Origin of the sequence: Dermacoccus sp. GAS27A (assembly GCF_044909235.1) — a bacterium.
Lineage (GTDB): Bacteria > Actinomycetota > Actinomycetes > Actinomycetales > Dermatophilaceae > Dermacoccus > Dermacoccus nishinomiyaensis.
This window is the reverse complement of the sequence record NZ_JBIYDW010000003.1, coordinates 60,302-84,259: the sequence shown is the minus strand read 5'-3', so window position 1 is coordinate 84,259 and position 23,958 is coordinate 60,302. Positions and strand designations below refer to the sequence as shown.

19 protein-coding genes are annotated in these 23,958 nt (G+C 70.3%); 16 read left to right on the top strand and 3 right to left on the bottom strand.

The features are described 5' to 3' along the window. Nucleotides 1–161: 161 nt before the first annotated feature. Nucleotides 162–5,072 (top strand): NAD-glutamate dehydrogenase, encoded by a 4,911-nt coding sequence (locus ABH936_RS04060; RefSeq protein WP_404602667.1) that lies wholly within the window; start codon nt 162–164, stop codon nt 5,070–5,072. Between the two features lie 5 nt (nt 5,073–5,077). Further along, complete coding sequence (locus ABH936_RS04055) at nt 5,078–6,757, top strand: sensor histidine kinase (protein ID WP_281711353.1); 1,680 nt, start codon at nt 5,078–5,080, stop codon at nt 6,755–6,757. A gap of 265 nt (nt 6,758–7,022) precedes the next feature. Here the strand turns inward: ABH936_RS04055 and ABH936_RS04050 are convergent, their stop codons facing one another. Continuing rightward, a complete protein-coding gene (locus ABH936_RS04050; protein WP_006943843.1) occupies nt 7,023–7,271 on the bottom strand; it encodes a WhiB family transcriptional regulator in 249 nt (82 codons plus the stop codon). Nucleotides 7,272–7,496: 225 nt separating this feature from the next. Between ABH936_RS04050 and ABH936_RS04045 the strand changes: the two genes are divergently transcribed. After that, nucleotides 7,497–7,928, top strand: coding sequence for a hypothetical protein (locus tag ABH936_RS04045; RefSeq protein ID WP_241724774.1), 432 nt, complete (start codon nt 7,497–7,499; stop codon nt 7,926–7,928). Here ABH936_RS04045 and ABH936_RS04040 read toward each other — a convergent pair. Both ABH936_RS04040 and ABH936_RS04035 read right to left on the bottom strand, forming a co-directional pair. Continuing rightward, nucleotides 7,892–8,749, bottom strand: coding sequence for a hypothetical protein (locus tag ABH936_RS04040; protein ID WP_241724773.1), 858 nt, complete (start codon nt 8,747–8,749; stop codon nt 7,892–7,894). The two genes, ABH936_RS04045 and ABH936_RS04040, sit on opposite strands and share 37 nt — an antisense overlap. A gap of 12 nt (nt 8,750–8,761) precedes the next feature. After that, complete coding sequence (locus ABH936_RS04035) at nt 8,762–12,289, bottom strand: FtsK/SpoIIIE domain-containing protein (RefSeq protein WP_404602666.1); 3,528 nt, start codon at nt 12,287–12,289, stop codon at nt 8,762–8,764. A gap of 183 nt (nt 12,290–12,472) precedes the next feature. Here ABH936_RS04035 and ABH936_RS04030 point away from each other — a divergent pair, with 183 nt between their 5' ends. The 13 genes from ABH936_RS04030 to ABH936_RS03970 all read left to right on the top strand — a co-directional run bounded on the left by ABH936_RS04030 (nt 12,473) and on the right by ABH936_RS03970 (nt 23,956). Continuing rightward, complete coding sequence (locus ABH936_RS04030) at nt 12,473–13,702, top strand: CpaF family protein (protein WP_038568903.1); 1,230 nt, start codon at nt 12,473–12,475, stop codon at nt 13,700–13,702. Then, nucleotides 13,699–14,571, top strand: a complete 873-nt coding sequence (locus ABH936_RS04025; RefSeq protein ID WP_006943852.1) for a type II secretion system F family protein — start codon at nt 13,699–13,701, stop codon at nt 14,569–14,571. Before ABH936_RS04030 ends, ABH936_RS04025 begins: the two co-directional genes overlap by 4 nt. Beyond that, nucleotides 14,568–15,455: a type II secretion system F family protein gene (locus tag ABH936_RS04020; RefSeq protein ID WP_006943844.1), complete on the top strand. Its 888-nt coding sequence runs from the start codon at nt 14,568–14,570 to the stop codon at nt 15,453–15,455. Before ABH936_RS04025 ends, ABH936_RS04020 begins: the two co-directional genes overlap by 4 nt. Nucleotides 15,456–15,515: 60 nt before the next feature. Continuing rightward, nucleotides 15,516–15,737, top strand: a complete 222-nt coding sequence (locus ABH936_RS04015; RefSeq protein WP_006943854.1) for a hypothetical protein — start codon at nt 15,516–15,518, stop codon at nt 15,735–15,737. Nucleotides 15,738–15,754: 17 nt separating this feature from the next. Beyond that, on the top strand, nt 15,755–16,147 hold the full coding sequence (locus ABH936_RS04010) for a TadE/TadG family type IV pilus assembly protein (protein WP_038568899.1): 393 nt from the start codon (nt 15,755–15,757) through the stop codon (nt 16,145–16,147). Beyond that, a complete protein-coding gene (locus ABH936_RS04005) occupies nt 16,144–16,686 on the top strand; it encodes a pilus assembly protein (protein WP_241724756.1) in 543 nt (180 codons plus the stop codon). Before ABH936_RS04010 ends, ABH936_RS04005 begins: the two co-directional genes overlap by 4 nt. Nucleotides 16,687–16,781: 95 nt before the next feature. Beyond that, complete coding sequence (locus tag ABH936_RS04000) at nt 16,782–17,225, top strand: hypothetical protein (protein ID WP_156445003.1); 444 nt, start codon at nt 16,782–16,784, stop codon at nt 17,223–17,225. Nucleotides 17,226–17,278: 53 nt separating this feature from the next. Further along, the gene (gene prfB / locus ABH936_RS03995) at nt 17,279–18,391 is read left to right on the top strand and encodes a peptide chain release factor 2 (protein WP_006943864.1); all 1,113 of its coding nucleotides are present in this window, start codon (nt 17,279–17,281) and stop codon (nt 18,389–18,391) included. 56 nt (nt 18,392–18,447) lie between these two features. Further along, a complete protein-coding gene (gene ftsE, locus ABH936_RS03990; protein WP_241724755.1) occupies nt 18,448–19,299 on the top strand; it encodes a cell division ATP-binding protein FtsE in 852 nt (283 codons plus the stop codon). Further along, nucleotides 19,296–20,207: a permease-like cell division protein FtsX gene (gene ftsX, locus ABH936_RS03985; RefSeq protein ID WP_404602665.1), complete on the top strand. Its 912-nt coding sequence runs from the start codon at nt 19,296–19,298 to the stop codon at nt 20,205–20,207. Before ftsE ends, ftsX begins: the two co-directional genes overlap by 4 nt. Before the next feature lie 2 nt (nt 20,208–20,209). Further along, a complete protein-coding gene (locus ABH936_RS03980; RefSeq protein ID WP_404602664.1) occupies nt 20,210–21,442 on the top strand; it encodes a M23 family metallopeptidase in 1,233 nt (410 codons plus the stop codon). A 94-nt stretch (nt 21,443–21,536) separates the two neighbouring features. Continuing rightward, nucleotides 21,537–22,013: an SsrA-binding protein SmpB gene (smpB, locus tag ABH936_RS03975; protein ID WP_404602663.1), complete on the top strand. Its 477-nt coding sequence runs from the start codon at nt 21,537–21,539 to the stop codon at nt 22,011–22,013. Between the two features lie 68 nt (nt 22,014–22,081). Further along, complete coding sequence (locus ABH936_RS03970; protein ID WP_241724752.1) at nt 22,082–23,956, top strand: DUF2207 domain-containing protein; 1,875 nt, start codon at nt 22,082–22,084, stop codon at nt 23,954–23,956. Nucleotides 23,957–23,958 lie beyond the last annotated feature (2 nt).

Sequence of the window (23,958 nt, the reverse complement as noted above, 5' to 3'; positions counted from 1 at the left end):
ACGTGCCGGGCCCGAGCCCCCAGCCTGTGGACGGCGACGCGAGGCGTCCTGGCGCGTCGGTGAAGTCTGCGACACCGAGGGCCGTCGACGTCGCCGGGGCGCGTTAGAGTCGACGGCAGCGGTACAGCGTCGTACCGCCCGTCGCTCTGCCAGGAGAGGTCATGTCTGCCGAGGCTCCAACGCCTGCTCTGTCCGACGTCGAGGCCCGCACCGGGGTCGCGCTCGAGATCGTCCAGGGGGTGTTGGGCGACATCCCTCCGGCCGAGCTGGCCGGCAAGTCGCTCGATCACCTGGCCTGGGTGGTCGAGGGCCAGGTGCAGGCCGCGCAGCGCCGCACCGGTGCGCACTCGATCGTCGAGGTCGAGGGGGATCTGCCCGCCTCCCTCATCGACGACGCCGTCGAGCACGGGGGCGTCAACCGCCTCACTGCGGGCGCCGTCATCCGCGTCGTCACGGACGACATGCCGTTCGTCGTCGATTCGATCGTTGCCGCCGTCACCTCGCGTGGCGCCGGCATCGGCGACCTGCTGCACCCGCAGATGGCGGTGCGGCGCGACGCCTCGGGGCAGCTGTGCTTTGCGCGCCGCAGCGGTAAGCGTCCCGGCGCGGTGCGCCTGCCCGGCCAGACCGACACGGTGCCGGAGGGCCAGCGCGAGAGCGAGGAGTCGTGGGTCTACCTGCACATCTCGCCTCTGGGCGACTTCACGGGCGCCGACGAGATCGAGCGCACGATCAGCGACGTCATCGACGACGTGCGCGCCGCCTCGAACGACTGGCAGCGCATGCGCGACCAGGCGCTCGCCATCGTCGACGACCTCGGAGACAACCCGCCCGTGTCGGTGCCGGAGTTCGCGACGGCCGACGTGCGCCGCTTCCTCACCTGGCTCTCCGAAGGCAACTTCACCTTCCTCGGCTACCGCGAGTACGCCCTCGACGTCGTCGACGGCGAGGACGTGCTGCGTCCCGTCGACGGCAGCGCCCTCGGCATCCTGCGCTCGGCCTCCGACGCGCCGCGCGGGTTCGAGCGGATGACGCCGCAGAGTCGCGCCGCGGCGCGTTCGCCGCAGCTGCTCACGCTGACGAAGGCCAACTCGCGTTCGCGCGTGCATCGTGACGCCTACCTCGACTACGTCGGCGTGAAGACGTTCGACGAGGCGGGCAACGTCACCGGCGAGCGTCGCTTCCTCGGCCTGCACACCGCCCGCACCTACGCGGCGTCGCCGTCGAGCATCCCGATCGTCGCCGAGCGCGTCGCCAAGGTGATCCGCCGGGCGGGCTACTCGCCCGACTCGCACTCGGGCCGCGACCTGCTCCACGTGCTCGAGAGCTACCCGCGCGACGAGCTGTTCCAGACCTCCTCGGAGCGCCTCTACGAGATCGCCACGGAGGTCGTGCGCCTGCAGGCGCGCCGTCACGTCGGCGTCTTCCTGCGCAATGACGACTACGGCCGCTTCGTCGCCGTCCTCGTCTACCTGCCGCGTGATCGCTACAACACCCGCGTGCGCGAGGCCATTGCACAGCACCTCGCCCAGGCATACGGCGCGGAGACGGTCGACTACACCGCCCGCGTCACCTCCGAGGCACTCGCACGCATCTACTACACGGTCCGCCTGCCGCGTGGGACGGCGATCCCGGACGTCAGTGCGGACGACATCCGCGCCGCCGTCCTCGAGGTGACGCGCACGTGGAGCGAGCGCGTCACGCAGGCCGCGCACGCGGAGGAGGGGCTCGCGGACGTCGATGCCCGCCAGCTCGTCTCGACCTTCGCAGACGGGTTCCCGGCCGGTTACTCCGACGACTTCACTCCGCGTCAGGCCGTCGCCGACATGCGCCGGCTCGAACGCCTCGGTGACGACGACGCGGCGCTCACGCTGTACGGCACCGACAAGGTCGACTCGCGCGAGCGACGCCTCAAGATCTTCCGCAACGAGCCGCTCATGCTCACCGAGGTATTCCCGATCTTCACGAACCTCGGCGTACAGGTCTCGGACGAGCGTCCGTACACCCTCACGCGCGCCGACGGCTCCACCTGCCACGTCTACGACTTCGGCCTCGTCGCCGACCGCACGGCGATGTGGGGCAACACGCCGCAGGAGAGCGCCCGTCGGCGCACGAACGTCATGGAGACGGTGCTCGCCGCCTGGCGCGGGCAGGCCGAGAACGACGCGCTCAACCAGCTCGTCCTCGCGGCCGGTTTGTCGTGGCGTCAGATCAACCATCTGCGGGCGCTCGCGCGCTACATGCGTCAGATCGGGTTCTCGCTCAGCTACGAGTACGTCGTCGCGGCGCTGCTCGCGAACACGGATCTGACGTCGCTGCTCGTGCGCCTGTTCGAGGCGCGCTTCGACCCCTCCCTCGACGCCGACGAGCGCGAGGCGCAGACGCAGGCCGTCCGCCAGCGCTTCGCCGACGGTCTCGCGGATGTCGCGAGCCTCGACCACGACCGCATCCTGCGCACACTCGAGGGCGTCATCATGGCGATCGTGCGCACGAACGCGTACACGCCGAAGTTGCTCTCCGGTGAGTGTGCGGAGCTCGTGTTCAAGATCCGCTGCGCCGACGTTCCCGGCATCCCCGCGCCCGTGCCGATGTTCGAGATCTGGGTCTACGGCCCGAAGGTCGAGGGTGTGCACCTGCGCTTCGGGCTCGTCGCGCGCGGCGGGCTGCGCTGGAGCGACCGTTTCGAGGACTTCCGCACCGAGATCCTCGGCCTCGTCAAGGCGCAGATGGTCAAGAACGCCGTCATCGTGCCGACCGGGTCGAAGGGCGGTTTCGTCGCGAAGCAGCTACCCGACCCGGCGGATCGCGAGGCATGGCTCGCCGCGGGCGTCGAGGCCTACGAGGCCTTCATCGGCGGTCTGCTCAGCGTCACCGACAACCGTGACGGCGACACGATCATCGCGCCGCAGGACGTCGTGCGCCACGACGACGACGACCCCTACCTCGTCGTCGCCGCCGACAAGGGCACCGCGACGTTCTCCGACAAGGCCAACGCCGTAGCTCGTCGCGAGGGCTTCTGGCTCGACGATGCCTTCGCCTCGGGCGGTTCGAACGGCTACGACCACAAGGCGATGGGCATCACCGCCCGCGGCGCGTGGGAGTCGGTCAAGCGCCACTTCCGCGAGCTCGGCCACGACACGCAGAGCGACGACTTCACCGTCGTCGGCGTCGGCGACATGAGTGGTGACGTGTTCGGCAACGGCATGCTGCTGTCGGAGCACATCCGACTCGTGGCCGCCTTCGACCACCGTGACATCTTCATCGACCCGAACCCGGACGCTGCCGCGTCGTATGCCGAGCGGCGCCGCCTGTTCGAGCTGCCGCGCTCGTCGTGGTCGGACTACTCGCGCGACCTCATCTCCGAGGGCGGCGGCGTCTTCTCCCGCTCGGCCAAGCAGATCAAGTTGACGCCGCAGATCCGCGAGGCGCTCGGCATCGACGACGGCGTCGAGACGATGACGCCGAACGAACTGATGCGCGCGGTGCTGCTCGCCCCCGTCGACCTGTTCTGGAACGGTGGCATCGGTACGTACATCAAAGCCTCCGACGAGACGAACGCCGAGATCGGCGACCGTGCCAACGACGCCGTGCGCGTCGACGGTCGCGACCTGCGCGTGCGCGTCATCGGTGAGGGCGGCAACCTGGGCGTCAGCCAGCGCGGGCGCATCGAGGCCGCACAGCACGGCGTCAGCGTCAACACCGACGCCATCGACAACTCGGCCGGCGTCGACACGAGCGACCACGAGGTCAACATCAAGATCCTGCTCGCCGACGCCGTGCGCGACGGTGCGCTCGCGCTCGAGGAGCGCAACGAGCTGCTCGCCTCGATGACGGACGAGGTCGGCGCGAAGGTGCTGCGTCACAACACGGACCAGAACACGCTGCTCGGCAACGCTCGCGTGCAGGGCCCGCAGATGCTGCACGTGCACCGCCGGCTCATCGCCGACCTCGAGTCGGACGGCTTCCTCGACCGCGAGCTCGAGTTCCTGCCCGACGAGGCCGAGATCGATCGGCGCCTCGAGGCCGGCGAGGGGCTGACGTCGCCGGAGTTCAGCGTGCTGCTCGCGTACTCGAAGCTACGGCTGAAGAACGAGGTCGGCGCGAGCGAGCTCGTCGACGACCCGTGGCTCGTGCGTGAGCTGCTCGGCTACTTCCCCGAGGCGCTGCGTGAGCCGTACGCCACGACGATGGAGAACCACCCGCTGCGGCGCGAGATCATCACGAACTCGCTCGTCAACGGCCTCGTCAACCGCGGCGGCATCACCTTCGTCCACCGCGCGGTCGAGGAGACGGGCGCCCGGGCCGAGGAGATCGTCAAGGCCTTCGTGGTCGCGCGTGAGGTGTTCGACGCGCAGAGCTTCATCGACGACGTCGAGGCGCTCGACCACGTCATCAGCACGCAGGTGCAGTCAAGGCTGCTGCTGCGTCTGCGCCGCCTGCTCGACCGGGCGACGCGCTGGTTCGTCCACCACGAGGTGGAGCACACGCCGATCGAGACGCTCGTCGAGCGCTACCGCGAGCCCGTGCAGCAGCTGTCGCCGAAGGTGCCCGACCTCGTCGTCGGCGTCGGGCGCGAGAAGTTCGAAGCCGAGGTCGACCAGCTCGTCGGCGAGGGCGTCCCGACGGCGCTCGCGCGACGTGCGGCGGCCCTGCTCGACGACTTCGTCCTGCTCGACATCGTCGAGCTCGCGCGTGACCTCGGTGAGGACGTCGAGGACGTCGCCGCGGCGTACTACTACGGCGGCGCCCAGATCGGCCTCGGCCGCATGCTCGACGCCATCGCCGAGCTGCCGCGTGACGACCGCTGGGACGCGCTGGCGCGCGGCGCCGTGCGCGACGACGCGTACGCGGTGCTCGCCGACCTCACGCGGGACGTGCTCGCCGAGTCGGAGGCGTCGCAGACGACGCAGGAGCGCTGGCAGCAGTGGGCGCAGCGCCACTCGCTCGCCGTCGAGCGTGCCCGCGCCGCCGTCACGGGCGTGCAGAACTCGGCGCCCCGCCTGGCCCCGATGTCGGTGGCGCTGCGCACGATGCGCTCACTGACCCGCGCTGCGGCAGGGGAGCGCGGCTGAGCGCGGTGAACGCGACGATGCAGGACGTCCTCGGGTCGGCCTCGTCACTCGACGAGGCCGACCACGAGTGGCTGCACCTGCTCGTCGGCGACTGGCAGCTGCTCGCTGACCTCGCCTTCGGCGACCTCATGATGTGGGTGCGCGGCGACGCCGGGTGGCAGGTCGCGGCGCACGTACGCCCGACGACGGGAGTCAGCCTGTTCGCCGACGACCTCGTCGGCGCCAGGCCGCAGGAACTCGACTCGTCGCAGGCACAGGACGATGCCGATCGTGGTGGTGTCGCTGAGGTTGCTGCTCGCGCAGGCACCTCTGTCGAGCGGGGGCTGCGTGAGGGTGAAGCCCGCGCGGACGCCTCCGACGTGAGTGGCGGTGTTGAGGACGCCGCCCGTTCGAACGATCTGCAGGTGGGCCTCGATCGCGCTCGCCTCGAGGGTGCGGAGACGCGCGTGGACATCGTGGTCGAAGGCGAGCCGGTCTCACGGCGCCTCGTGCCCGTGCGGCGCGGCGGACGCGTCATCGCGGTTCTCGGGTGCCACATGCGCCTGGGCAACGTGCGTCGCCGCGGCCGCCTGGAGACGCGCTACGTGGCGCTCGCGGAGGCGCTGTTCCGCATGATCGCCGAGGGCACCTTTCCCGACGGCGGCGGCGTCATGGGCGGTCGCGGAGGTGCGCCGCGCGTCGGCGACGGTGTCGTCGAGCTCGACGCGAGCGGTCGCGTCACCTACGCGAGCCCCAACGCGGTCTCGGCGCTCCGCAGGCTCGGGGTGGAGAGCAACATCCCCGGCCTGCGCCTCGCCACCGCGCTCGACGAACGCGGCGTCAAGGCGAGCGACGGGCCGGAGGAGGCCACCGTCGTGCTCGCGGGCCGCGCCCCCTGGCAGGCGGAGTTCCGGCGCGGCTCGGCCGCCGTCATGGTCCGTGCCGTGCCGCTCGTGGCCGGCGGACGCCGCCTCGGCGCGGCGCTGCTGCTGCGCGACATCACCGAGCTGCGCCGTCGCGACCGCGAACTGCTGACGAAGGACGCGACGATCCGCGAGATCCATCACCGCGTCAAGAACAACCTGCAGACGGTGGCCGCGGTGCTGCGCCTGCAGGCGCGCCGGCTGCCCGACGAGGAGGCCCGTCAGGCCCTCGCCGACGCGGGGCGTCGTGTCGGCGTCATCGCCGCGGTTCACGAGTCGCTCAGCGAGGGCTTCGGTGGCACGGTCGACTTCGACGACGTCGCTGCCCGCGGCCTCGCCTCGAGCATCGACGTGGCCCGCCGCTCGGACGCCTCGGTGGCCTCCCACCTCGACGGCTCCTTCGGTGTGCTCTCGAGCGAGGACGCGACGTCCCTCGCGATGGTCCTCGGCGAGCTCGTGCAGAACGCCGTCGAGCACGGCCTCGGGGACGCCGGCGGCAACGTCACCGTACGGGCGCGTCGCGACGGCGACCGGCTCGACGTCCACGTGATCGACGACGGCCGCGGCTACGAGCGCGGAGGTGCGCCCGGCGGCGAGCGTGGCGGTACCGGCCCGGACGCGCCGACAGGTGCGTCAGCACGCGTGCGCAGCGGGCTCGGAACGCAGATCGTCACGACGTTCGTCGAGGATCTGCACGGCGAGATCGCCTGGCATCGCCTCGAGGGCGGCGGCACCGACGCGCACTTCAGCGCCCGTCTGCGTCCAGTCCCTGCGTCGAACTGACCTGCGTCAGCCGCGCCCCAAGTCCTCGGTTCGCAACCATCACCCGCCGCGCGAATCCCGTCCCCATCGACGATTTTCGTCCACCTTCGCGAATCCCGTCCCCATTAGCGATGTTCGTCCCCACATGCGATCTTCGGTCACATTCGCTGATCGCCGTGTTCACCCCGCCGGCGCGCAGATCCCAGCACCAGCAGCCGGGCCCGGACATGACAGAACTGGCGGTCACACCCAGGGTGTGCCGCCAGTCGTCGACGCGGGGCTCAGGTCAGCTGGCGCGGCGGGCGCGGGCGTTGCGGCGCTTGAGAGCGCGACGCTCGTCTTCCGAGAGGCCGCCCCAGACGCCTGCATCCTGACCGGATTCGAGAGCCCACTTCAGGCAGGTGTCGATCACTTCGCAGCGTCGGCACACAGCCTTGGCGTCTTCGATCTGCTGCAGGGCAGGGCCGGTGTTGCCGATCGGGAAGAAAAGCTCCGGGTCCTCGTCCAGGCACGCAGCGCGATTGCGCCAATCCATGTGGCTTGCTCCTTGATGTCTCCGCTGAAACCGGCGGGGTCGGTTCGAACGCTGCCGGGGTGCCGGCGTGTCCACAGTGCGACGCTGGGACGCGCTGCGGAGGTGTTCTATTATAGGTTCACACCTGGCGCGGGCGAGCACAAGGGGTTCGCCCGAACTTTTTGTGTGCTTATGTGAGCTTTTGCTCACACGATGTTCGTAAATGTCGCGGCGTAAAGTGGAAACGTGGACACCACCCGCTCGACGTCATCGATCCCCGCTCCCACCTGGAAGGGCTCGCGCGCCCATTGGCTCGCCGCCGCTACGGGCACGGCGATCTCGGCGGCCGCCATCCTCGTCATGGCCGTCATGTCGGTCGTGAGTGCCGTCACCGGATCGGCCAGCACGACGACGCGCGCCCTCACGGAGGCGGCCATGCTCGTCGTCCTCGGGGGAGCGGTGCTGGCCCTCGTCGTCGGCCTGGTGCGTGCCAAGTCACTGGCCAAGACCCCGACGCTGCTGTGGAACGCCATGCTCGTGCCGATCGGCTTCAGCCTCATGGACGGCGGTGCCGCCGCACTCGGCATCGCGACCGTCATCGTTGCTGTGGTGACGTTCGTCGTCGCGCTGCCGCTACCGCGTTACGACGCGGACGTCGAGGACGGCGCGGCGCTCTGAGAGCCGGCGGGTGACGTCGAGGGACTCGCCGAGCCGCCGGACGTCGCAGAACTCGTCGCGCTCGACGACGCACCCGCATCCTTCGTCGACTCACCGGTTCGCAGCTTCGCGCCGAGCAGGTCGAGGAGCGCGGGCACGGTCTTCGTCGTGTACGTGCGGCGCGAATCGGCGTGCGAGGCGGCCAGCGTCGAGAAACCGATGCCGGAGAAACGGACGACCGCCGCAGCATCCCCGGTGCGCACGAGCGCATAGGTCGTCGTCCCGTCGGTGAAGGAATCACTGACGCCGTGCGCGCCCTCGCCGTAGAACGTGTAGAGACCGCGGTTGGCCTGGGCGCGCTTCTCGTGCAGGGCCTTGTCACGCTTCCAGGCGGCCTCGACGTCCTTCCACTCACCGGTGTGCGGCAGCGCGATGACGAAGTGGCTGCGGTCGTCGGAGGGTTCACCGGCGATGTTCAACTCGAGCGTGTCGTCGCTGCCGCTCACCCCGTCGAGGTGCGGGATGATCGGCGCGAGCTCGCCGCGGGTGAACAGTGACGTCGCGTCGGGCACGGAGGACGGGTCGACCGTCTTGCCGTCGAGGCGTAGCTGCAGCGGTTTGTCGACGTGCGTCGACCCAGCGGCGGCCGACGAGGAGGCAGATCCCGACGAGGCGCTGGGCGACGCGCCCGTGGTCGCGGACGACGGCGTCGCAGCGGACGTGCTCGTCGCCGCGGTGGGGGAGGAGGCCGGCGACGTCTCGGCCGAACCGGTCGTCGCGACGACGACGGGCAGGGCGGCGACGACGAGGCCGGCGACGGCGATCTTGGCGCGGGTTGACATGCCTCAAGCCTGTCACATCGTGGCCCGCCCGTTCGGCTGTGGTTCGTGCCGCAGGTGAACCTGGTGGCCGTGGGGCAGGACGAGCGCGCGCCCGGGCGGCATCGACGCCGGGATCTGAGCGGGACGCAGTCCTGCAAGTGAGTACTCCGTCGCGTCGTTCTGGCGCAGCACCAGCCTGACGTCGAGCAGCGCGCTGAGCTTCGAGGCGAGCACCGGCCGACCACCCGTGACGATGAACGTGTGTCCGTGACGGTGGCCTTCGCCGATGCGTTTCAGCAGGTCTTCGGCGGCCAGGCCGTGGTTGATACGCAGCAGCGTCGCGTGCAGGTCCTCCCATCCGTCGATGACGACGACGCTCGCCGGCCCCGCGGGGCGCGCCTCGGCGAGGTGCGTGAGCAGGCGGATGACGGCGTCCGCGTCGTCGGATGCGACGTGGACGTCGGCCGCGATCGGGTCGGTGGGGCCGACCCACCACGTCGATGCTGTGCGAGTCGTCGCGCCCGCGGCCGAGCCGCACACCGCAGCCCGGGCGAGCGCCGCGGCGGCGTTCGTCCGTCCGCTGCGGGGGGCTCCCGCCAGGCCGACGTGCACCCCGGCCGGCACGGTGACGGCGGGTTGGCTCTGCGCACCAGGCAGGTCGGCGATGCCGACGACGTGCGCCCGGCCGTCGTCCGTCGCAAACGCGTCGGCTGCTTCCGCGCGATCATGCCCGTCGCTCGAAGACGATGCGCCGAAAAAGGATTCGCTCCTGTCGCACACCGCCGTGTTCGAGTGAGGCGCCGGCGTCGGTCGCTCACCCGTCAGTGCGACGAGACCGACGACGATCTTCGTCTCGGCGAGAAGTTCGTCGACATTCTCGGGCAGCGGCGGCAGCACGGGTCGGTGGATCGGTGGGAGCTGGTGTGCGGCGGCGAGGGCCTCGTCGACGAACATCCCGAGGTCGCTGCGGGCGCTCGTCCGTCCGGGGCGGCAGGCATCACATCCGTCGCGCAGTTCGTCCAGCCCCGAGGCAGTCACGACCGTGGGGTGGACGTGCACTGCCGCGGTGGTGCCGAGCTCGCGCGGCGCACCGCTGTAGGCGCTCTGGAACTCGACGGGAGCCTCACCGGCCGTCGCGAGGTACCCGCGCCCGGGGGTGCGCGCGGAGATGCGGGAGGCCAGGGGCGAGTCGATGACGTCGATGCTGTCGGAGCGTTCACGCACCCGCAGCGCGACGCGGACGTCGAGGTTGGCGCGCATGTCGGCGCTGACGGCGCCGCCGGGGCGTTGCGTCGCGAGGATGACGTGCATGCCGAGCGACCGTCCCACAGCCGCCAGACGCACCAAACCGCCGACGAAATCGGGCAGTTCGTCTGCCAGCACGCGGAATTCGTCGACGACGACGAAGAACCGCGGCAATGCTAGGTGGGCAGGCGCGGCGGCGAGATAGTCACGGTAGGAGGTCAGCCCGTGACGCCCGAGCAGATGCTCGCGGCGCCCGATCTCGGCGCGCAACGCCGTCAGGGCACGGGTCGCGAGACCGTGGTCGAGGTCGGTGACGACGCCGACGACGTGCGGCGCGCGCGCGAGCGGGCCGAACGTCGCACCTCCCTTGTAGTCGATGAGCAGCGCATTGACGTGCTCGGGGGAGTTGAGCGTGAACAGCCCGCGCAGGTACGTGAGCAGAAACTCGGACTTGCCCGATCCCGTCGTGCCCGCGACGAGGGCGTGTGGCCCGGTGCGGGCGAGGTCGAGGGTCATGATGCCGTCGTGATCGTGGCCGATCGGCACGTTCGTGCTCGGGGTGCGCCACGCGCCGGCCACGTCGGACGGCAGCAGGGCAGCGCTCGTCGAGGCGCGCAGCGGCGCGCCATTGCCACCGGTGGCGCCCGCAGCCCAGCGGCGGTGCAGCCGCATGACAGCGGGAAACCACGTCTCACCCGGGCTGTCGAGGGTGAACGTGTGCCCGCCCGGCAGGCGCGCGGCGCGGTGTCCCGCGGCGCACGTGACGCGGACCGTCGCGGCCGCCGTCGTCACGCCTGTCTCGATGCTGGGTGGCTGCGCAGCCCCCACCCAGACGACGGCCGCGCCGGCGATGACGAGGTGTCGCGCGAGGCGCGTGGCGTCGGCGCTGCCGGCTTCGAGCACGACGAGGGGGAGGTCGTCACTGCCGGGGCGACGCACCCCGTCGTCGAGTCGTGCGAGGAGGGTCTCCGGCACGCTCGTGTGGACGTGAACACGCGCCGAATCGAGCGCCCAGGCCCAGCGTCGCGACGCCGCTTGCCGGGTGACGACGACGGGTGGTGCGTCCGTCGGATCGTGCAGGACGGCGAGTTGCGCGACGACGAGTTCGAGGACTTGCGGCGTCGTGGCCGCATCGGCGTCGAGATGGACGAGCCCGCCCGGCGCCACGACGAGGGTGACGGGTGCCTCACTGAGTCGGAGCGGGTGTGCCGAGCCGTTGCGGGCGAGACGGTGCGCGGATGGCGCGTCACCGTACCCGAGACGCAGCAGACGTGCGCTCGGCCCGCGTCGCAGGCCGAGCCCGTCGCGGGAGCCGGCGGCGACGGCGAGCAATTGGTCGGGGCTCGGCGCCAGGCGCGCGAGAGTGACGACTTCCGCGTCGAGCGCATCAGCGACGCGGCGGCCGACGTCCTGCACTTCGCGCGCATGGTCGCGGGCTGCGCTGCGCCCACCTCGACGTCCGCGACGGCGGTCGTCGAGGTGCGTGGCCACCATGACGAGCGGGCCAACGAGCATGAAGCACAACATGTACGCCGCGTGCATGACGATCGCGAGAACCAGTGCGACGGGCACCGGGGCGAGCACCGCGATCCAGCGCAGCGGCACCCGACGTGGGGGTGTCGGGGCCGCGGGCCACTCGAACGTCCGCGGTTCGGGCAGACAGTTCGACGTCCCGGCGCGCAGGGCTGAGCCGGCGTTTGCAGGGGCGGCACTCATGGGGTCGGTTTCCGCAGGTTTGATGCCGGAGAGATCGGACCCCGCAAGGTCAGGAGGTGCTGGCTCAGCACTCGCCAGGTCGAGACGCAGCACGCTGGCGCCGAGACGCACTGATTCGCCCACACGCCAGGGGTGGCCCACGTGCGGTTGGAGGCACGCCCCGCGGCTCGTCACGCCGTTGCTGCTGCCGAGGTCGGTGATCGTCACCTGCCCGCGCGCGACGCTGACGAGGGCGTGTCGACGTGAAGCGAGGGGATCGTCGCCGAGCAGGTGATGGTGGCGTCCGAGGGTGACGTGGCCGGCGGCGAGGGGAAGCGCGCTGCCCTGATGCGGGCCGCTCGCGCTGACGAGCGTCAGGACGGCCGCGTGCGCTTCCTCGTCCGGGCGGCGGGGTGGTTCGAGCAGCGCGCCGTCGACGAGCGGTGCTCGGCCGAGGACGTCGTCGTCACGGATCGCTCGACCGGCGTGCGTCGGCGCGTAGGGAAGGTCGAGTGCGGGGCGGATCGCGGCGAAGGGTGTGCCGTCGGGGGCATCGACGACGATCGGGTCGCTGGGGGAGCCGTCAGCGGTGACGACGGCCAGGCGGATGCTGGTGCTCACCTGTCCAGCCTGCGGCCTGCGACATCGCGTCGTCGGAACGGATCTGCACCTGTGGACAACGCTCGTGCCGGAGCCAGATCGGGTGCTTTGGTAAGACTTTGGTAAGAGTTTCTCCGAAACCCCCTTCGGCCCCGCGCGGCCTCTTTGATGGCTCCTGAGAGCAGGCATCGAAGAGGAGAGACGATGACGATCACGCTCATCGAGGACGAGGTGCGCGAGCAGTTGCGCGCCAAGGCCATCGACCCAGGAGCCGACCCCGAGGCGGTGCGTGGCGTCATCGCCGACGTCGTCGCCGCGACGGAGGTCGCTCGCGCCCGGGCGGGTCTGCCGGCGTCGTCGCGTTCGACGAGCGAGGCGAAGGCCGTGTTCGACGCCGTCGCGGGCTACGGGCCGCTGCAGGAGTACCTCGACGACCCCAGCGTCGAGGAAATTTGGTTGAACGAACCCGCGCGGGTCTTCGTCGCGCGCTCCGGGGTCTCCGAACTGACGCCGACGATCCTGACGCATGACCAGATCCGCGTTCTCGTCGAACGAATGCTGCGCACGTCGGGGCGGCGTCTCGACCTCAGCTCGCCCTTCGTCGATGCCTCGCTCCCGGACGGCTCGCGCCTTCACGTCGCGATTCCGGACGTTACCCGCGAGTACTGGGCGATCAACATTCGAAAATTCGTCGCGGCGAGTCATTCGATGGACGAGCTCGTCAACCGCGGGTCACTGTCGCCGGGGTTGGCGGCCATCCTCGCGGCGTGCGTCAAGGCAGGGCTCAACGTCCTCGTCTCCGGTCAGACGCAGGCCGGGAAAACGACGATGTTGAACTGCCTCGCGAGTGCCATTCCGCAGACCGAGCGCGTCATCACGTGCGAGGAGGTCTTCGAGGTGCAGCTCGCGGCGCGTGACTGGGTCGCGCTCCAGTGCCGTCAGCCCAACCTCGAGGGTTCGGGCGAGGTGACGCTGCGCATGCTCGTCAAAGAGGCGCTGCGCATGCGGCCGTCGCGACTCGTCGTGGGGGAGGTTCGTCAGGCCGAGTCGCTCGACCTGTTGCTCGCACTCAACTCGGGTCTGCCGGGTCTCGCGACGCTGCACGCCAACTCGGCCCGCGAGGCGCTCACGAAACTCTGCACGTTACCGCTGCTCGCGGGCCCCAACATCTCGCCCTCGTTCGTCGTCCCGACGGTCGCGTCGGCGATCGACGTCGTCGTCCACCTCGGCCTCGATCGGCACGGGCGACGCTCCGTGCGCGAGGTCGTGCGCGTCACCGGACGAGTCGAGGGCGACACCGTCGAGACGATCCCGCTGTTCACCGAGGGCCAGGTCGGTTTCCCGCGCCTGCTGCCCGCGCTCGACGGAGAGGTTCGCTTCGCTCGCGCCGGCATCGACGTCGCCGCTCTCGCCGCCGAGGTGAACGCCGCGTGACGCGCCTGCTCAGCGCCGCCGCCGTCGGCACCGCCCTACTGCTCATGTGGCGGGCGATGACGTCCCCGGCTCCGCCGCGCCCCCTTCATGGTCTGCGCCGCAGCCGCCGGTACGCCGCGGTGCGTGAACTGCTCGACCAGTCCGGGCTCGTCACCTGGCGCGTGCGCACTCTCGTCGCCGCGTGCCTGGGCGCGGCGACCGTGGCCTTCTGCCTCGGCTTCGTCATCACCGGCGTGCCAGCCCTCGCCGTGGTCCTCGCGTGCGTCGGTGGTTGGGCACCTGCAGCATTCGTCCGGGGCCGGGCGACGAGCCTGCGCCGCCGCCGGCGTGAGGCCTGGCCCGATGCCGTCGACCATGTCGCCTCCGCCGTCCGCGCCGGCCTGTCGATCCCCGAAGCGCTGCGCCAACTGTCGTTGCACGGCCCGGAGGTGCTGCGTGAGGACTTCGCCGCCTTCGCCCGTCACGACGCGGCGCACGGCCGGTTCGACGACTCACTCGACGTCCTCAAGGCCCGCCTTGCCGACCCGGCCGCCGATCGGCTCATCGAGTCGCTGCGCCTCGCCCGCAACGTCGGCGGCAGCGACGTCGGTCGCCTGCTTCGCACCCTCAGCTCCTTCCTGCGTGAGGACGCCTCGACGCGCGCCGAACTCGCCGCCAAGCAGAGCTGGACGGTGAGCGCGGCACGGTTGGCGCTCGCCGCACCCTGGCTCGCGTTGTGCGTCGTCGGTTTCCGCGGTGAGGGGCTGGCGGCCTACCGCACACCGCAGGGGGTGCTCGTGCTCGTCGCCGGGGCGCTCGTGTCGTGGATCGCGTACGTCGCGATGAAGGCCATCGGGCGTCTGCCTCACGAGGAACGGGTCATGCGATGACGACGCCAGCCGCGCTGTCGGCCGCCGCCATCGGGCTGGGGCTCGCACTGGTCGGCATCTGGGTGGCGCGCCCGCGCGTCAGCGTGCTCGAGCAGCGTCTCGAGGCAATGCTCGCCGTAGACTCACCCGCCGCCGCGCCGCGTCGCGGTCTCGACGCCGTCGCGGCGGCCCTGGCGCGCCTGCTCGGGCGGGTCCTGGGCGGCGCCGATCACGTGCGCTCCCGGATGGAGCGCGCGGGCCTCGTCCCGGACGTCGACACGTTCCGCACGAGCCAGGCCCTGTGGGCGATGACGGGCTTCGCCGGCGCGGCGTGCATCGTCCTCGTCACGGGCAACTCGACGCGCGGACCGCTGTCTGCCTCGGCGCTCGTGCTGCTCGCTGCCGGGTTCGGTGTCGTGCTGCGCGATCAGCAGCTCACCCGGCTCGCCGAGAGGCGCGAGGCCCGCATGATCGTCGAGTTCCCCGCGATCGCCGACATGCTCGCCCTCGCCGTCGCCGCCGGCCAGGGCCCGCTTGGCGCGCTCGAACACGTCACGACTCTGTGCCGCGGCCCCCTCGCCGAGGAACTGCGCACCGCCCTCGAGCAGGCGCGCGCCGGTACTCCGTTGTCCGACGCGCTGGCCGGCGTCGCGCGGCGTACGAGCGTCGTCAGCGTGGCGCGCTTCGTCGAGGGCGTCATCGTCGCCCTCGAGCGTGGCACGCCACTCGCCGACGTCCTGCGCGCGCAGGCCCAGGACGCGCGCGAGAGCGTGCGCACCGAACTCGTCGAGAAAGCCGGCCGCAAGGAGGTCGTCATGATGGCGCCCGTCGTCTTCCTCGTCCTGCCCGTCACGGTGCTGTTCGCCGTGTACCCCGGGCTCGCAGCTCTCGATCTGACGCTGTGATGCCTCCCCACGACTCCCGCGAACGCTCGCGGGCCACACCCCGACGAAAGGTCACCTCCCATGAACCGCATCCTCAGTGCCCGCTCTGCTCTGCGACGACGCGTCGCGCTCACCCTCCGACCGGTGAACGGGACGGACAGCGACGGCGAGCGCGGCGACGTGCCGGGCTGGGTGCTCGTCACGCTCATGACGGCGGGCCTCGTCACGCTGTTGTGGCAGACGGCCGGGCCGCTGCTGCAGACGATGTTCACGAGCGCCATGAGCAAGGTCTCCGGCGGCTGAACCGCATCACGGCCGCGATGCGCTTCCGGGTCGCGTGGCGGGACGAGCGCGGATCCGCGGTCGCCGAGAACGCGATGACGAGCGTCGTCATCGTCGCCGTCTTCCTGCTCGTGTGCCAGTTCGCCTACGCCGCGCACGTGCGGTCGTCGCTGACGATGGCGGCGGCCGAAGCGGCCCGCGCGGGCGCTCGCGTCGATGGAGGCGTCGACGCCGCTCAGGCGAAGGCACGCGACCTGCTCGCCGAGGGTGGCGGCCGGCACGCAGGCGTGAGCGCCGGGTCGACGAGCGAGGCGGGCGTCGCGGTCATGCGCGTCGACATCACCGCCCAGGTGCCCGTGCTCGGCCCGTTCGGCGTCGGACTCGACCTGCACACCAGCGGGCGAGCCGTCATCGAGGACCGCGGCCCATGAGGGCCCGTCGAGACGTGGCCGCCGCGGCCCGCGGTACGGGCCGCCTGGGACGAAGCCGCGGTGGTCCTGACAAGCCTGGCGCAGAAGGCGGCGTAGCGGACACGAGAGGTCATGGCCTCGATGCGGACGAAGGGTCGGCGCTCGTCGAGGCGAGCGTCGTCATCGCGGTGTTGTTGTTGCCGCTGCTGTGGGTCGCGACGTCTCTCATCCGTGTCGAGGCGGCGTCGTTCGCGGTGCGCTCGGCGGCCCGTGAGGCGGCGCGCACATACGTGACGGCGCCCTCTTCGGGCGCGGGCAGCGTGCGCGCGAATGTCGCGGCGCGTCTCGCGTTCGAGGATCAGCGCAGCCCCGTCGGCACGGCGACGATCACCTGCACGGCGAGCCCGTGCCTGACGCCCGGCGCTCAGGTCAGTGCGACGGCGCGCACGAGCGTCGGCCTGCCGTTCGTGCCGCGATGGCTCAGCGGCCCCGCGGGGCTCGAGATCCACCTGAGCTCTCGGCACGTCGAGAAGGTCGAACAGTACGGAGGGCAACGGTGACTCCCGCACCTGACGCGTGCGCCACGAGGCGTGACGCCCTCAGCGGACCCCTGCGCCACATGCCAGCGAGGCTCAGGCAGCTCGCCTCGTCCCTCGTGAACCGAACGCGCGCCGACGACGGCGGGATCGCCCTGCTCGGCATCGGGCTGTGTACGTGCGTCGTCATGCTGCTGCTCGGCGGTATCTGCGTGCACACCGCGCAGGTGGCGCGCGTCGACGTCCTCGACGCCGCCGACCATGCGGGCGCCGCAGCCGCCGACCGCATCTCGGTCGCGCATGCCTACGCTCACGGCGTCGAGGCGCCGCAGCTCGACGCGGCATCGGTGCGCGCCGAGGCGCAGGCGGCGCTGTCCGCCACCGAGCGCCCGGCGCACGTCACGTCGTGGAGCCTGACGTCGGCGAGCGTCGACGGCAAGGATCTCGTGCTCGCCGTCGCGGCCGTCGTCGACCCGCCGGCGGTCGGGGGAGCGCTGTCTGCGCTCGGTGCACCGATCACCGTCCACGTCACCACGCGGGCCGAAGCGCACTTCGAACGATGAGTGTTCGCTCGCCGGTTGGGGCGCGGCCCGTCACAGGCGATACTCTGGAAGGCGTGGCTGTCGACTTTCCCAACGAAATCAAGAACCTGCGCACGACGATGGCGTCGGTGCGCGAGGTGCTCGACCTCGAGAAGCTGAAGAAGCAGATCGTCGACCTCGAGGAGCAGTCCGCGGCCCCCGATCTGTGGGACGACCCGGATGCGGCGCAGAAGATCACCTCCGCGCTGTCGCGCGCGAACGCCGAGAACGACCGCGTCGAGAACATGGACGCGGCGATCGACGACCTCGAGGTGCTCGTCGAGATGGGCACCGAGGAGAACGACGCCGACACCCTCGCCGAGGCCGAGCGCGAACTGAAGAAGCTGCAGAAGGCCGTCGGCGAACTCGAGGTGCGCACCCTGCTCAACGGCGAGTTCGACGAGCGCGAGGCCGTCGTCACGATCCGCGCCGGCGCCGGTGGCGTCGACGCCGCCGACTTCGCCGAGATGCTCATGCGCATGTACCTGCGCTGGGCCGAGCGTCACGGCTACCCGACGAAGGTCATGGACACCTCCTACGCCGAAGAGGCGGGCCTCAAGTCCGTCACGTTCGAGGTCAACGTGCCCTACGCGTTCGGCAACCTGTCGGTCGAGGCCGGCACGCACCGTCTCGTGCGCATCTCGCCGTTCGACAACCAGGGCCGACGTCAGACGTCGTTCGCCGCCGTCGAGGTCGTGCCGCTCATCGAGACGACCGACACGATCGAGATCCCCGAGAACGAGCTGAAGATCGACGTGTTCCGCTCCTCGGGCCCCGGTGGCCAGAGCGTCAACACGACCGACTCGGCTGTTCGCATGACCCACATCCCGACCGGCACCGTCGTGTCGATGCAGAACGAGAAGAGCCAGATCCAGAACCGCGCCGCCGCGCTGCGCGTCATGCAGTCCCGCCTGCTGCTGCTCAAGAAGCAGGAGGAGGACGCGCAGAAGAAGGAACTCGCCGGCGACATCAAGGCGAGTTGGGGCGACCAGATGCGCTCCTACGTCCTGCACCCCTACCAGATGGTCAAGGATCTGCGCACCGAGTACGAGGTCGGCAACACCTCCGGCGTGTTCGACGGGGACATCGACGGGTTCATCGAAGCCGGCATCCGCTGGAAGCGCGCCGCCGCCCGCGACGCCGAGTGACACCGACTCACACGCGGGGTAGGTAGCGAGCACGCATCGAGCACGGCGGGGAAGCCATGATTCGTTTCGACCATGTGAGTCTGACGTACGGCAGAAAGCTGGCGCCTGCGCTCGACGACGTCAGCTTCGACATCGAGCGCGGAGAGTTCGTCTTCCTCGTCGGCCAGTCCGGCTCGGGCAAGAGCTCGCTCATGCGTCTCATGACGCACGAGGTGACGGCGACGTCCGGCCAGATCCACATCGCCGGGCGAGACCTCATGACGATGCCGCGCCGCAAGGTGCCGTCGCTGCGCCGCGACATCGGCGTCGTCTTCCAGGATTTCCGGCTGCTCGAGAACAAGACGGTCGCCGAGAACGTCGCGTTCGTCCTCGAGATCCTCGGCTGGCGTCGGGGCGCGGTGCGCACAGCCGTGCCCGAGGCGCTCGAACTCGTCGGCCTCGCCGAGAAGTCGCGCCGCTTCCCGCACGAACTCTCCGGCGGTGAGCAGCAGCGCGTCGCCATCGCGCGCGCCGTCGTCAAGCAGCCCGCCATCCTGCTCGCAGACGAACCGACCGGCAACCTCGACCCCGAGAACTCGGAGGAGGTCGTCGGCGTGCTCGACCGCGTCAACCGCACGAGCACGACGCTCGTCATGGCAACGCACGACAACTCGCTCGTCGACCGCCTGCAGCGGCGCGTCATCGAGATGAGCGACGGCCGTCTCGTGCGCGACTCGACCGGCGGCTACCGCTCCGAGGCCACCTCACGACGCTCCGGCGCGCATCGCCTCGACGCCGTCGCAGAACAGGGCGGCCACGACAGTCACGACGCCAACGACGATCCGTCAGCTCTCGACGGCACGACCACCGCAACCCCGGGCGCCCGCGCCACGCGCCGGGGGCGCGACATCACGGGAGCTGTGTCGTGAACCTGCGTTTCCTCGCCTCCGAGGTCGGTCAGGGGGTGCGTCGCAACACCTCGATGATCGCCTCGGTCGTACTCGTGTCGATGGTGTCGATGATCTTCGTCGGTGCTGGGCTGCTCGCGCAGCGTCAGGTCGACGCCGCCAAGGGCGACTGGTATGACAAGGTCCACGCGTTCGTGTTCCTGTGCACCGACTCCGACACGGGCGTCGCCTCGTGCGCCGGCGGCAAGGCGAGCGCAGCGCAGACCGAGACGGTGCGCAGCAACCTGACGAACCTCGCGCCGCTCGTCACGAAGGTCGACTACAGGACGAGCGAGCAGGCCGTCGCGATGTTCCGCGAGCAGTACCACGACTCGCCGTACGTCAGCAGCGTCGACGCCTCGTCGATGCCCGCATTCTTCGAGGTGCGCCTCGACGACCCACGGCGTTTCGACGAGATAGCGAGCGGATTCACCGGCATGCCGGGCGTCGCGCACGTGAGCAACCTGCACGAGGTGCTCGCGCCGTTCTTCTCGTTCCTCACGATGCTCGGCGTCGGCTCGGCAATCATCGCGACGCTCATGGTCGTGTGCTGCGTGCTGCTCATGGTGACGACGATCCGGCAGGTGGCGTTCACGCGGCGCCGGCAGGTCGGCATCATGCGCCTCGTCGGTGCCTCGAGCGCGACGATCTACCTGCCGTTCGTGGCCGAGGTGCTGCTCGCCTCGCTCGTCGGCGCGACCCTTGCCTCGGCCATGCTGTGGGCGATGGTCCACTTCGGCGTGAGCAGCCTCGCCGGCTCCGGGGGCGGCTTCGTCAATCTCGTCGGGGACGGCGACGTCCTCGCCGTCGTGCCGTGGCTGTACCTCGGCGCGCTCCTGCTCGCCGTCGTCACGTCGTGGCTCACGCTGCGTCGCTACCTCAAGGTGTGACGGTGGCGCCCACCAAATCCCGTCGCCGACTCTGCGCCGCAGCCCTCGCCGGGACCTGCGCGCTCGGTGTCGCGTCCGGGTCGAGCCACGCCGTCGGTGACGACGTCGACGACAAGATCAAGAACAGCAAGTCCGAGATCGACGACATCTCGAAGTCGCTCGCCGACGCCGACGCGACGCTGACGGAGACGAACAAGGCCGTCGCGGCCGCCGACAAGAAGGCGAAGGACGCGAAGAGCGCCCTGACGAAGGCCCAGCAGAACCAGCGTGACGCCGCGTCCGACTACGACGTCGCCAAGGCCGACGAGGACGCCTCGCGCACCGCCCTCGCGACGAACCGCGCCGACCAGGCGAAGGCACGCACCGAGGTCGGTGGCCTCGCGCGCAACGCGTTCGAGACGGGCGGGCTCGGCGACCTCACGTTCACCATCGAGGTGCTCACCTCGAACTCGGGTGTCTCCGGGTCGATGGCGCTCGCCGACATCGTCATGCGCCGCCAGCAGGGCGTCATCACGAATCTCAAGAGCTCGGCCGCAGCCGGGCAGAGCGAGGCGACACGTCTCGCGGAGATCCGGCGTCGTGCGAGCCTGGCGAAGACGAAGCAGGACGCCGCCGTCACCGCCGCGAGCACGGCGAAGACTGACGCCGACACCGCCGAGGCGAGTCTCGTGGCGTTGCAGAAGACGCAGAAGGACGACAAGAAGAAGCTCGAGGCCGAGAAGAAGAAGGAGGAGGCGAAGCTCGCGGCGTTGCAGGCTGAGAGCACGCGCCTGAAGAACGTCACGACGACGAGCAAGGATGTCGACACCAGCGTCCACGACGTGCCGCAGGGCACCGGTTTCCTCGCCTCCCCGGGCCCGATCTCGAGCATCGTGTCGGGCTACGGCTACCGCTTCCACCCCGTCCTCAAGATCAACAAGCTGCACGAGGGCGACGACTTCCCGTTCGCGTGCGGCACGCCCGTCTATGCCGCGGGTGACGGCACCGTCATCGAGGCGAACTACAACGACGTCTCCGGCAATCACGTCTACATCAGCCACGGAACCGTCAACGGTGCGCAGCTGACGAGCGCCTACATGCACTTCACGTCCCTGTCGGTCAGCGTCGGGCAGAAGGTCAAGAAGGGCCAGCAGATCGGGGTCTCCGGGATGACGGGGCGCGTCACCGGCTGCCACCTGCACTTCGAGACCCGAGAGAATGGTGTGGCCGTCAACCCGCTGAAGTGGATAAAGTGACAGCTTCGGAAATGCCCGGCATGCCTGCGATGTTGTCCTCACCGACGTCGACCACGCCGAACGCGACCGCATCGAAGCAGAAGGGGGCGAGCCCATGCCGAAGGAACACGGCACGAAGGTGATCGCCAACAACAAGAAGGCGCGCCACGACTACCACATCGAGGAAACGCTCGAGGCCGGGCTGTCCCTCATGGGCACCGAGGTGAAGAGCCTGCGCATGGGGCGCGCGTCCCTCGTCGACGGTTACGTGCTCGAGCGCGACGGTGAGATGTGGCTCGAGAACGTCCACATCCCCGAGTACCTCCAGGGCACGTGGACGAACCACTCCGCGCGTCGGCGACGCAAGCTGCTGCTGCACAGGGCCGAGATCCTCAAGCTCGCGAACAAGGCGCAGTCGAAGGGGTACACCATCGTGCCGCTGTCGCTGTACTTCAAGGACGGTCGCGCCAAGGTCGAGATCGCCCTCGCGCGAGGCAAGCAACTGCACGACAAGCGCCAGACGCTGCGCGAGCGTCAGGACAACCTCGAGGCGCAGCGCGAGATGCAGGTACGCCTCAAGCGCGGCGGCTGAGAACCGAGCGAGCGCGCCGGTTGACCCGTCGGCATGCCCCCGCCTCGCCCACGTGGCAAGGTAGGGGCATGAGTCGTCTCAGGGGAGCACCTACACCGTCGGCCCGCACCGCACTCGGCGCCGCCGCCGTCGCGCTCGTCGCCATGAGCGCAGCGCCCGCTCAGGCCGCGAGCAACGACAACATCCGCATCACGAACTACGACATCCGCTACGACGTGGGCGCCGACGGTGGCGTCGACGTCACGGAGAATCTCGACGTCCGCTTCAGCGACAGCAGTCATCACGGGCTCGATCGCATCGTCATCACCGGCCAGGGCGTGAGCGACACCCAGCACCGTGAGTACCCGATGACGAACGTGTCCGTGTCGTCCTCCACGGGAGCGCCGACGCAGCTCCAGCGCTCCCGTGACGGCGGCGCTGAGCGGTTGCGCATCGGCAGCCCGAACCGCACCGTGTACGGCACGCAGCACTACACGCTCAAGTACCACCTCGCCGGTGTTGTCAACAAGCAGTCGAACTCGTCGACCGAGTTCTTCATCAACGCGACGGGCAACGACTGGAAGATCCCGATCGACACCGCGCGTGTCACCGTCAAGGGCCCGGGCGCCGTCTCTCGGGCCAAGTGCTGGTACGGCGAGAAGAACTCGAAGCAGGAGTGCAGGGCGACGCCGGGGACGGAGGCGTCGTTCTCGGCGAACAACGTCGGCAACGGGCGCGGCATGACGATCGACGCCGACCTGCCGACGTCGGTGTTCACGAACACCGCCCCCATCCTCAAGGACGGCTCGGCCGAGGACGCGTTCGGCGTCAACGGGCCGCTGACGTCTTCGCAGCGCCAGGCCGTCAACATCGGCGGCGGGGCTCTGGCGGCGGCACTCGCCGGGCTCGGCGGGCTGTGGTTCGTCCGCGACCGTCGGCGCAACGCCGACGAGCGCTACAGCGGAATCGCACCCGGTCAGCTCCCCGCGCCCGGCCAGGAGGTGCCGGTCGAGCGGACGCGCGAGCCCGAGGTCGCCGTCCGGTTCGAGCCGCCCAACGACGCCACCGCGGGCCTTGCGGGCCTCGTCATCGACCGTCGCGCCGACAACCGTGACGTCGCGGGCACCATCGTCGACCTCGCGGTGCGCGGGTACCTGCGCATGGAACAGGTCGACAAGAGCGACTGGCTGCTCATCTCGAACCCGCAGCCCCCGGCGGGGCAGCTGCTGGCCTACGAGGCAGACCTACTCAACGCGCTGTTCTCCGACGGCTCGCAGGTGTACCTGTCCGATCTGAAGAACCACTTCGCGGGCCACCTGGCGAACGCGAAGGAGGGCATCGAGGACGAGGCCGTCGCGCGCGGCTGGTTCAAGCAGCGCCCGAGCGCGAGTGAGGCCGGGGCCAAGGGCCTCGCGAGCCTGTTCGCGGTGCTCGCCGTCGTCTCGTTCTTCGTCGCGAACCACTTCCACCTCAACGGCTTCCTGTTCGGTGCGGGTTTCGCGATCGTCGCCGTCCTCGCGCTCGTGCGTTCGAAGAACGCTGCCGCGCGCACGCCCGTCGGCTCGGCGGTGTACGACCAGACGCGCGGGTTCGAGCTGTATCTCAAGACGGCTGAGGCGAAGCAGATCAAGTTCGAGGAAGCCGAGCAGATCTTTAGCCGCTACATGCCGTACGCGGTCGTGCTCGGTCTCGCCGACCGCTGGGCGAAGGTCTTCGGCCAGGTCGCCGCTGCCGCGCAGGCGCAGGGCTACCCGATGGTCATGCCCTACTGGTACGTGCCGTACGGCGGTTTCGGCGGCGGTTTCGGGGGCTTCGACAACTTCGGCGCCTCGATGGAGGCCTTCAGCGACGCGGCGTCGTCCGCGTTGTCGTCCACGCCCGGTTCGAGCGGCGGTAGCGGCTTCTCCGGCGGGGGAGGCTTCTCCGGCGGCGGCATCAGCGGTGGTGGTGGCGGCGGCTGGTGAGC